At 58.6% G+C, this 8,910-nt stretch carries 8 protein-coding genes and 5 tRNA genes; 4 read left to right on the top strand and 9 right to left on the bottom strand.

The genetic code is table 11. The features are described 5' to 3' along the window. Positions 1–371: 371 nt before the first annotated feature. Positions 372–1,640 carry a UDP-N-acetylglucosamine 1-carboxyvinyltransferase gene (gene murA, locus HMPREF2967_RS06920; protein ID WP_070523021.1) on the bottom strand — a complete coding sequence of 423 codons (1,269 nt, stop codon included), beginning with the start codon at positions 1,638–1,640 and terminating at the stop codon, positions 372–374. Between the two features lie 21 nt (positions 1,641–1,661). Beyond that, a complete protein-coding gene (ramA, locus tag HMPREF2967_RS06915; protein ID WP_070522991.1) occupies positions 1,662–2,501 on the bottom strand; it encodes an acetate metabolism transcriptional regulator RamA in 840 nt (279 codons plus the stop codon). Positions 2,502–2,757: 256 nt separating this feature from the next. Between ramA and cysK the strand changes: the two genes are divergently transcribed. Both cysK and epsC read left to right on the top strand, forming a co-directional pair. Then, positions 2,758–3,693: a cysteine synthase A gene (gene cysK, locus HMPREF2967_RS06910; protein WP_070563979.1), complete on the top strand. Its 936-nt coding sequence runs from the start codon at positions 2,758–2,760 to the stop codon at positions 3,691–3,693. A gap of 120 nt (positions 3,694–3,813) precedes the next feature. Next, positions 3,814–4,377: a serine O-acetyltransferase EpsC gene (epsC, locus tag HMPREF2967_RS06905; protein ID WP_070522984.1), complete on the top strand. Its 564-nt coding sequence runs from the start codon at positions 3,814–3,816 to the stop codon at positions 4,375–4,377. 12 nt (positions 4,378–4,389) lie between these two features. Here the strand turns inward: epsC and HMPREF2967_RS06900 are convergent, their stop codons facing one another. From HMPREF2967_RS06900 to HMPREF2967_RS06880, 5 genes are all read right to left on the bottom strand, one after another. Next, positions 4,390–4,692: a GNAT family N-acetyltransferase gene (locus tag HMPREF2967_RS06900; RefSeq protein ID WP_070522980.1), complete on the bottom strand. Its 303-nt coding sequence runs from the start codon at positions 4,690–4,692 to the stop codon at positions 4,390–4,392. Positions 4,693–4,744: 52 nt separating this feature from the next. Beyond that, a tRNA-Phe gene (locus tag HMPREF2967_RS06895) sits at positions 4,745–4,817 on the bottom strand. A 20-nt stretch (positions 4,818–4,837) separates the two neighbouring features. Next, positions 4,838–4,911: transfer RNA gene (locus HMPREF2967_RS06890), tRNA-Asp, on the bottom strand. Between the two features lie 251 nt (positions 4,912–5,162). Beyond that, positions 5,163–5,239: transfer RNA gene (locus HMPREF2967_RS06885), tRNA-Asp, on the bottom strand. 34 nt (positions 5,240–5,273) lie between these two features. Beyond that, positions 5,274–5,349, bottom strand: a tRNA-Glu gene (locus tag HMPREF2967_RS06880). 83 nt (positions 5,350–5,432) lie between these two features. Here HMPREF2967_RS06880 and HMPREF2967_RS06875 point away from each other — a divergent pair. Beyond that, complete coding sequence (locus tag HMPREF2967_RS06875) at positions 5,433–5,765, top strand: metal-sensitive transcriptional regulator (RefSeq protein ID WP_070563984.1); 333 nt, start codon at positions 5,433–5,435, stop codon at positions 5,763–5,765. Between the two features lie 66 nt (positions 5,766–5,831). Here HMPREF2967_RS06875 and HMPREF2967_RS06870 read toward each other — a convergent pair. Together HMPREF2967_RS06870 and HMPREF2967_RS06865 are read right to left on the bottom strand one after the other, a co-directional pair. After that, positions 5,832–5,904, bottom strand: a tRNA-Lys gene (locus tag HMPREF2967_RS06870). A gap of 90 nt (positions 5,905–5,994) precedes the next feature. After that, positions 5,995–7,497, bottom strand: a complete 1,503-nt coding sequence (locus HMPREF2967_RS06865) for an acetyl-CoA hydrolase/transferase family protein (RefSeq protein ID WP_070522973.1) — start codon at positions 7,495–7,497, stop codon at positions 5,995–5,997. A 176-nt stretch (positions 7,498–7,673) separates the two neighbouring features. Here HMPREF2967_RS06865 and dusB point away from each other — a divergent pair, with 176 nt between their 5' ends. Continuing rightward, entirely contained in the window at positions 7,674–8,819 is a 1,146-nt protein-coding gene (dusB, locus tag HMPREF2967_RS06860; RefSeq protein ID WP_070685735.1) for a tRNA dihydrouridine synthase DusB, read from the top strand. Positions 8,820–8,910: the final 91 nt, after the last annotated feature.

Genomic DNA, 8,910 nt, shown 5'->3' with positions numbered 1-8,910 from the left:
CTAAAGGAAAAGCGCCATCCGGCATACACCAACCACAACACACATACAATGCATCACGGCCACAATGAATAAAATCAACCAACACAAAAAGTACATTGGCACACTATTGAGTTCTCAAACATCGTTCGCACACCACAAACAAAATTAACCAAACGTTAACCTCTCTGCAGCGGCCCGAACAACCTTACCCAACAAGCTCAACCAAAGTCAAACCCGCCGAACAAACATTGTCCGAACATCTACCACCAGTTAACCTCCCGGCTACCTCGCGGCGACTCGGATAAATATACGCACACCCCCAACAAACAACAAATCCCCAGGTGACACACCGAAAAGGTGCGCCACATAGGGACGTCGCCAAACAATGCTCCTTAGTAGAGCTCCTCCTCTTGAGTGCGCTCGATGGTGGCGCCCAAGGCCTGCAGGTTCTCCACAAAGTTGGGATAGCCGCGGTCGATGTGAAAGACATCGTGCACGGTGGTCGTCTCATCCGCACACAAAGCGGAGAGGACCAATCCGGCACCTGCGCGGATATCGGAGCTCCAGACATGCGTCGAGGACAGGCGCTCTTGACCGCGGATAACTACGTGGTGTCCATCCACCTGGGCATCAGCGCCAAGGCGGAGCATCTCATCGACGAACCGGAAACGAGACTCAAAGACATTTTCCGTGATGATGGATGTACCTTCCGCGACCGCGGAGAGCCCGATGGCAATCGGCTGAAGATCCGTGGGGAAGCCGGGGTACGGCAGCGTTTGGTAGTCCACAGCAGTTGGACGCCGGTCCATGCGCACGCGGAAACCATTGACATAGTCCTCGATATCCGCACCGGCGGACTTAAGCTTCTCCAACGGCAGGTGCAGGTGCTTGGGAGCAATACCGCCCACCGTGATATCCCCGCGAGTCATTACGGCAGCATATGCCCACGTACCCGCAACAATACGGTCACCGATAACCTCGTGCTCCGTCGGTTGCAGCTTGTCCACTCCCCGAATGGTGATGGTGGATGTCCCCTCCCCGGAGATGTCGGCGCCCATTTCCTTGAGCATCGTGCACAGGTCCACAATTTCCGGTTCGCGGGCCGCATTGTGGAGTTGGGTTTCGCCATCCGCAAGGACTGCAGCAGTAAGAATATTTTCGGTAGCGCCTACCGAGGGAAAATCGAGCTTGATGTTCGCGCCATGGAGCTGATCCGCCTCCGCTACAACGGCGCCGTGTTCGATGCGCGTGCTAGCGCCCATCTTCTCTAGCCCAGATTGGTGCATGTCCAGTGGGCGGGAACCAATGGCGTCGCCACCTGGCAAAGCTACCTTTGCGTGACCACAACGCGCCGTCAGCGGCCCCAATACACACACCGACGCGCGAAATTGGCGCACCGCATCGAAGTCTGCATTGGAATGCAACGTGGCCGGCGTGGTGATCTGCACGGTGTGGCCATCGATTTCCACTGAACAGCCAAGGCCTTCAAGGACCTTTCGCATCAGTGGAACATCAAGGATTTTAGGACAGTTGGTCAGCGTGGTGGTGCCCTCCGCCAACAGTGCCGCAGCCATCAGCTTCAGCACACTGTTCTTGGCACCGTCCACCTTGACGGTGCCCTGCAGGCGCGCCCCACCGGAGACAATAAATTGGTCTTTCACGCCCACCCAACTTACCTACGATCAGGGCAACGCGCCTATACGACGGGCCGCATTAACCGCCTCATAGCGAGTATGTGCACCCAGTTTGCGCATGACAGAGCGCAAATAGGACTTCACCGTTTCGGCGCCAATACCCATTTCCTCGGCCGCCTCGACATTGGTATGCCCCAATGCCACGCAGGAAAGAACATCCAGCTCGCGAGCAGAAAGCTTGGTGGACTGCTTAACGCGCACCGGGGAGACCATCTGGTCGCAAAGAGCCTCTAGTTCCTTACGGAGGTCTTCATCGTTGACTCGGTTAGCCAACATGCGGAGCTTGGAGTGCGTTGAGCGCACCTGCTCCCACTCAGCCCCGTTCATCACGTGACCGCGAGCAGCGCCGCCCTTGCCTCCGTCGGCACGACGCAACGCGGAATTAACGGCCAGATCCTGCTCGAGGCACCGAGCAGTCATGGTGACTTCCTCGATTACCTTGTCACCCAAGCGCACCGGCGAATGGACACCAACATAGAGGACACCGCGGATTTCACGCTGAACGGTGACCGGCACCGCCACGATCGAATGCAGTCCCTCATCCTGGATATGGCGATCATTCTCATGGCTAATTGTGGTGGCACGAGTGTAGTCGGACACACCAACCGCGCGGCGAGTGCTGACAACGCGCCCGCCGACGCCCACGTTCGCGTCAATCACCAAATTCTGCAAGGCCGGGGTCCGCAGCCCTACCCACTGGGTAATCTGCAGGCGATTGTCCGGCAGCAAGGTCCCGTACATCGTGACGGGGATTCCCGTTGCGGTCTTTAGTGACGAGAGCGCTGCGCGTACGGCTTCGTCGTCATCCTTGAGTCGGTGCGGCTCCATGAGACTCTCTCTTACTCGGGGGTAACCAGCAGGTGCACCCACATTTCCCGCCTGAAACGGGGGTAGGCGAACACTATTTGCGAAGTATAACCGGCCGACGGGGGTAATTCTAAATCACGCCTCGCCCTCATGAGACGCCTCAAATCCCACATGCCATGCCCGAATGATCTGTTCAGAATCTATATACCACTTGGTCTATTGCCGCGGTGTAGAGTGTCTGCTGTACATCAGAACTTATTTTCAAGGAGTCCACATCATGGCTGTATACAACAATATTCTCGACACCATCGGCGGTACCCCGCTTGTCCGCCTCAACCGTCTGACCGAAGGCCTCGGCGCCGAGGTACTTGTGAAGGTTGAGTCTTTCAACCCCGCTAATTCCGTCAAGGATCGCATTGCCAAGGCGATCGTCGACACCGCCGTAGAATCCGGCGAGCTAAAGCCAGGCGGCACCATCGTTGAGGCCACCTCCGGCAACACCGGCATCGGCTTGGCACTCGTCGGTGCCGCCCAGGGTTACAAGGTCATTCTCACCATGCCGGAGACCATGTCCAACGAGCGCAAGGTGTTGCTGCGCGCCTATGGCGCTGAAATCGTCCTCACCCCGGGCGCTGCTGGCATGAAGGGTGCTGTCGAGAAGGCCAACGAAATTATCGCTGAGACCCCCAACGCCATCCTGGCCTCCCAGTTCGCCAACGAGGCAAACCCGAAGATTCACGAGGCAACCACGGGCCGCGAGATCTGGGACGACGCTGAGGGCAAGGTTGACGCTTTCGTCGCTGGCGTCGGCACCGGCGGTACCGTCACCGGTGTAGGCCGCTACCTGCGTTCCCAGAACCCCGACACCTATCTGGTCGCCGTTGAGCCCGCTGACTCCCCCGTCCTCTCCGAGGGACACGCTGGCCCCCACAAGATCCAGGGCATCGGCGCCAACTTTGTCCCCGAGGTTCTGGACCGCGAGATCCTCAACGAGGTGCTCACCGCAACCACCGAGGAATCCGTTTCCACTGCCCGCAAGCTGGCCACCGAGGAAGGACTGCTCGTCGGCATTTCCTCCGGTGCCAACGTCTCTGCGGCACTCAAGCTGGCTGCGCGCGAAGAGTTCAAGGGCAAGACCATCGTCGTCGTCGCCCCGGACTTCGGTGAGCGCTATGTCTCCACCATCCTCTTCGAGGACATTCGCGAGGCCTAAGGAAAACGCTAACGTGGCTTTCCACGGGACGTCGCCAAGCACGGCGCCGTGGTGAGCCCTCCGAATAAAAGCGCCCTCTGTGCTAGGGGGCGCTTTTTCTTTCTAGATAGGATGGTTCGCATGCACATCTTGAAGATGATTCGTGAAGACCTCGCCAACGCGCGCGAGCATGATCCGGCCGCGCGCGGCGACGTCGAAAATGCCGTGGTCTACTCCGGCCTTCACGCCATTTGGGCGCACCGAATCGCCCACCGCATGTGGAAACGTGGATGGCGTGGGCCAGCCCGTATTTTGGCGCAGCTTAACCGCTTCTTCACCGGAATCGAGATTCACCCCGGCGCTACCATTGGCCGGCGCTTCTTCATTGACCACGGCATGGGGATCGTCATCGGTGAAACCGCCGAAATTGGCGATGGCGTCATGCTTTACCACGGCGTCACGCTCGGTGGTCAGGTGCTGACACAGACTAAGCGCCACCCAACAATTGAGGACAACGTCACCATTGGCGCGGGCGCTAAAGTGCTCGGCCCGATTACCGTCGGCCACGGCTCCGCTGTCGGTGCCAACGCCGTGGTGACAAAGGACGTGCCACCGGAGCACATTGCCATCGGTATCCCGGCCACCAACCGCCCGCGCAAGAAGGATGAGCGCATCAAGCTGGTGGACCCAGACTACTACATCTAATAGACCGTGCCCTTAAAGGCTGCCTTCACGGGCAGTCAGCCGCTGGTAATCGGGATTCTTCTCAATGAAGCGCGCCACGGCGCTGCACGTTGGAATGACTTGGCGGCCGGCCGTTGAGTCATCATCCAGTGCCGCTTTAATTAGCGGCTTGGACAGTCCTTGGCCCTGAAATGACTCGAAGATTTCCGTGTGCGTGAATTCGCGTGTGGTAGCGGAATCACTGTATTCGGCGAAGCCTGCTTCTTCCCCATCAACGGTGATGACGAAACGGGATTGATCGGTTTGGTGCGCAACTGAAGTAGTCATGCCGCCCATTAAACCAAAAAGAGCAACAAAAAAGCCCCTTCCAATGGAAGGGGCTGTCTTGTGGCCAGAGCCAGGATCGAACTGGCGACCCCACACTTTTCAGGCGTGTGCTCTACCGACTGAGCTATCTGGCCAGAAGCCACGAGGACTTCGGCGACCCTGACGGGACTTGAACCCGCGACCTCCGCCGTGACAGGGCGGCGCGCTAACCAACTGCGCCACAGGGCCATTTTCAATTATCTGTTGTGCGCTGGGCACGAATAAGTACTCTACACAAAGCTAGATAAGCACACCAAATCAGCATGTCATTCACCGTTTTCAGGGCGATGCAGCCCCTCAATACACACTGTCACCACAGCGCCTAGACCTATACAGATCTATGCGCCATTTGCGACGTTGCAGGAGCCTCCACACACCACCATAAAACGACACAAGCCCCGAGGCATATGTTCTATAAACAATGCTCCGAGGCTGAAATATGGCGACCCTGACGGGACTTGAACCCGCGACCTCCGCCGTGACAGGGCGGCGCGCTAACCAACTGCGCCACAGGGCCATAAGTATTTTCTTGTGCACCAACACAAAAGTGTTGGTACCCCCAACGGGATTCGAACCCGTGCCGCCGCCGTGAAAGGGCGGTGTCCTAGGCCGCTAGACGATGGGGGCCCGTTGCCTTGAGGCAACTTTGTAAAAATATACTGGAGACATCCTCACTTAACCAAATCGTCCTGGCAGAAAGGCAGAAAACCATGGCTGACCAGCGGGATACCTGTTCCTGTCACGAGCCGGGTGTGCACGGCTACAACTCCAATGATGAGCAGAAAGCAAAGTACTTGGCTCGCCTCAAGCGCATCGAAGGCCAAACCCGAGGCATCCACCGCATGATCGCGGAGGACCAATACTGCATCGACATCATCACGCAGATCTCAGCGGTTACTTCAGCGCTCGAGAACGTTTCCCTAGCGCTCTTGGAGGACCACATAGAACACTGTGTGGCGGGAGCAGCCGCCGAAGACGGACAAGTAGCCACAGAGAAGCTCGAGGAGGCCATGCGGGCCATCAGGAAGCTCGTTAAGAGCTAGCCCTGAACCCAGCCCTGCGCTTGGGCCCCAAAACAAAAAAGAGCCGCCCGAAGGCGGCTCTTTTTGTGGGCCCTGTGGGGATCGAACCCACGACCTGCGGATTAAAAGTCCGTAGCTCTACCAACTGAGCTAAAGGCCCAACGCTCACCTATCCTAGCCGGTGGCACCAAAGAAAAGGAAATGGCCCTCACCTTCAGCGGTAAGGGCCACGGCCTTGCGGGTCTAAGACTTAGCCGCGCATGTCACCCTTCTCCATGAAGTTCACCTGGAAATCGAAGGCGGTCTTCAGATCGTGCGGGGTGTGCTGGAACTTGTTAGCCTTGGCGCGCTCGAAGTACTCCTCCAGCATCGGGCGGTAGTCCGGGTGAGCCACGGCGATGACCTTCTCCACGCGCTCCTTCGGGGCCAAACCGCGCAGGTCCGCAACGCCATACTCGGTGATGATGACCATGGTGTCGTGCTCGGTGTGGTCGGTGTGAGAAACGAAAGGCACGATGGCGGAGATAGCGCCGCCCTTGGCCACCGACGGGGAGACGAAGGTGGAGATGTAGGCGTTACGGGTGAAGTCACCCGAGCCGCCAGTACCGTTCATGATGCGGGAGCCGGAGACGTTGGTGGAGTTGATGTTGCCGTAGATATCGCCCTCAATCATGCCGTTGGAAGAAATCAGGCCCACGCGGCGAATAACCTCCGGGTGGTTGGATACCTGCTGCGGGCGCAGGATGATGTGCTTGGCGTAGCGATCAGCCTCAGCGTTCATCTTGTCCGCGTACTCCGGGGACAGGGCGAAGGAGGTTGCGGAGGCGACGGTCATCTTGCCGGCGTCGATAAGATCCAACATGCCGTCCTGGATAACCTCGGTATAGGCCTGAATGTTTTCGAACTTGGAGTCCAACAGGCCTGCCATCACGGCGTTCGGGACGTTGCCCACACCGGACTGCATGATGAACTTGTCATACTCTAGGCGGCCGGCAGCAACCTCACCCTCGAGGAACTCGATGAAGTTCGCAGCAATCTTCTCAGAAACCTCATCCGGGGCCTTGAACGGAGCGTTGCGGTCCGGGGCATTGGTCTTGACCACAGCCACGACCTTCTCCTCCGGAATCTCGATGTAGGTGGTACCGACGCGGTCAGCCGGCTTTGTAATCGGGATTGGCTGGCGGTTCGGCAGCTTCTCGATCTTGTAGATATCGTGCATGCCCTCGAGGTTGAGGGACTGCCACTCGTTGATCTCAATGATGATCTTGTCGGCGGCATCGATGTATTCGAGGTTGTTGCCCACGGCGGAGGACGGAACGATATTTCCGTTCTCATCAATACGAACGGCCTCAATAATGGCTACCTGGAAGTCACCGTAGAAGCCCTCTTCCACCTGCTGGCCAGAGTGCGAGAGGTGGATGTCCTGGTACAGGGCGGAGCCGTCGTTGAAGCGGCCGCGCAAAACCGGATCAGAGTTATACGGAGAGCGGAAGCGGATGGCGTCTGCCTCAGCCAACACACCATCACAGTCCGGAGCGGTAGAGGCACCGGAGAAAACATCGATCTTGAACTCCTCGCCCGCCTCATGAGCTGCCTTCGCCTTCTCTGCGATGGCGGTCGGCAGCGCCTTAGGGTAGCCAGCGCCGGTAAAGCCGGAGATTCCCACACGGTCACCGTGGTTGACGAACTTTGCGGCCTCGTCAGCGCTCATCACGAGCTTCTCAAACGGTGCGTATGCAATTCTCTCAGACATTAGTCCTCCTTTTATGTGCAGAAACGACCTACGTTACGGTCCTTTCCTGTTAGTTACATGCACCACACTAGCGAATCGGTGGAGGATTTACCGCACTCTGCCCCAAACTGTGTGCACCCCTCACTTTCCTCGTGAGAATTTGCCACCCCAGGCTCTTTCCGCGCACAATTGGCGGCGTGACTCTTGCTATCGGAAAAATCCAGCTCAACTCCCCCGTTGTCCTCGCCCCCATGGCGGGCGTGACCAACGTGGCCTTTCGCGTGCTGTGTCGCGAGCAAGAGATAGCGAAGACCGGCACCGTCTCCGGCCTTTATGTCTGCGAAATGGTTACCGCCCGCGCCTTGGTAGAGCGAAATCCCAAGACGCTGCACATGACCACTTTCGATCCACAGGAGAATCCGCGCTCGCTGCAGCTGTACACCGTCGATCCGGAGTACACCTACAAGGCGGCGAAGATGATCGTGGATGAGAATCTGGCTGACCACATCGATATGAACTTTGGCTGCCCGGTTCCCAAGGTCACGCGCCGCGGCGGAGGCTCCGCACTCCCCTATAAGCGCCGCCTCTTTGGCAACATCGTCGCCGCAGCGGTCAAGGCCACAGAGGGCACCGATATCCCGGTCACCGTGAAAATGCGCGTGGGCATCGACGAGGATCACCACACGCACCTCGACGCCGGCCGCATTGCGGTGGAAGAAGGGGCGTCGGCAGTCGCGCTCCACGGCCGTACCGCCGCGCAACGCTACTCGGGCCATGCGGACTGGAATGAAATTGCGCGCCTTAAGGAGCACTTGGCCCATACCGGTATCCCTGTCTTGGGTAACGGCGATATTTTCAAGGCCACGGATGCCCACGCCATGATGGAACAAACGGGCTGCGACGGCGTCGTCGTGGGACGAGGTTGTCTGGGCCGTCCTTGGCTCTTCGCAGAGCTCTCCGCGCACCTTCGTGGCGAGCCGGTGCCGGCCGAGCCCACGTTGGGTGAGGTCACGCAGATTATGATTCGCCACGCAGAACTGCTGGCGCAGCACGAGGGCGAGGACCAGGCCAGCCGCGATATCCGCAAGCACATCGGCTGGTACCTACGCGGTTTTCCCGTGGGAGGTCAGGTCCGTGCTGGCCTGTCCCGCGTGAACTCCCTCGACGCTCTCCGGGAGCTGCTCGAGCCGTGGGCTGATTCGCCTGCGCTTGCCGACGACGCCGATGGCGCCCGCGGACGCCAGGGATCCCCCGCCAAAGTGGTCCTTCCCGAGGGGTGGCTCGACGATCCGGAGGACGCAACCGTTCCGGAAGGCGCGGAGATTATGCATTCCGGCGGCTAGCCACGAAAATCCCCTTTTGTGTCGCTCGACAGGCACTAGACCAATTGTTCAGCTAAAGTTGTTATGTCCATAGGGTTTTTGGACATGGAGT

The organism is Corynebacterium sp. HMSC059E07, assembly GCF_001814395.1.
GTDB lineage: Bacteria > Actinomycetota > Actinomycetes > Mycobacteriales > Mycobacteriaceae > Corynebacterium > Corynebacterium hesseae.
This window is presented reverse-complemented; position numbering and strand designations above follow the sequence as displayed.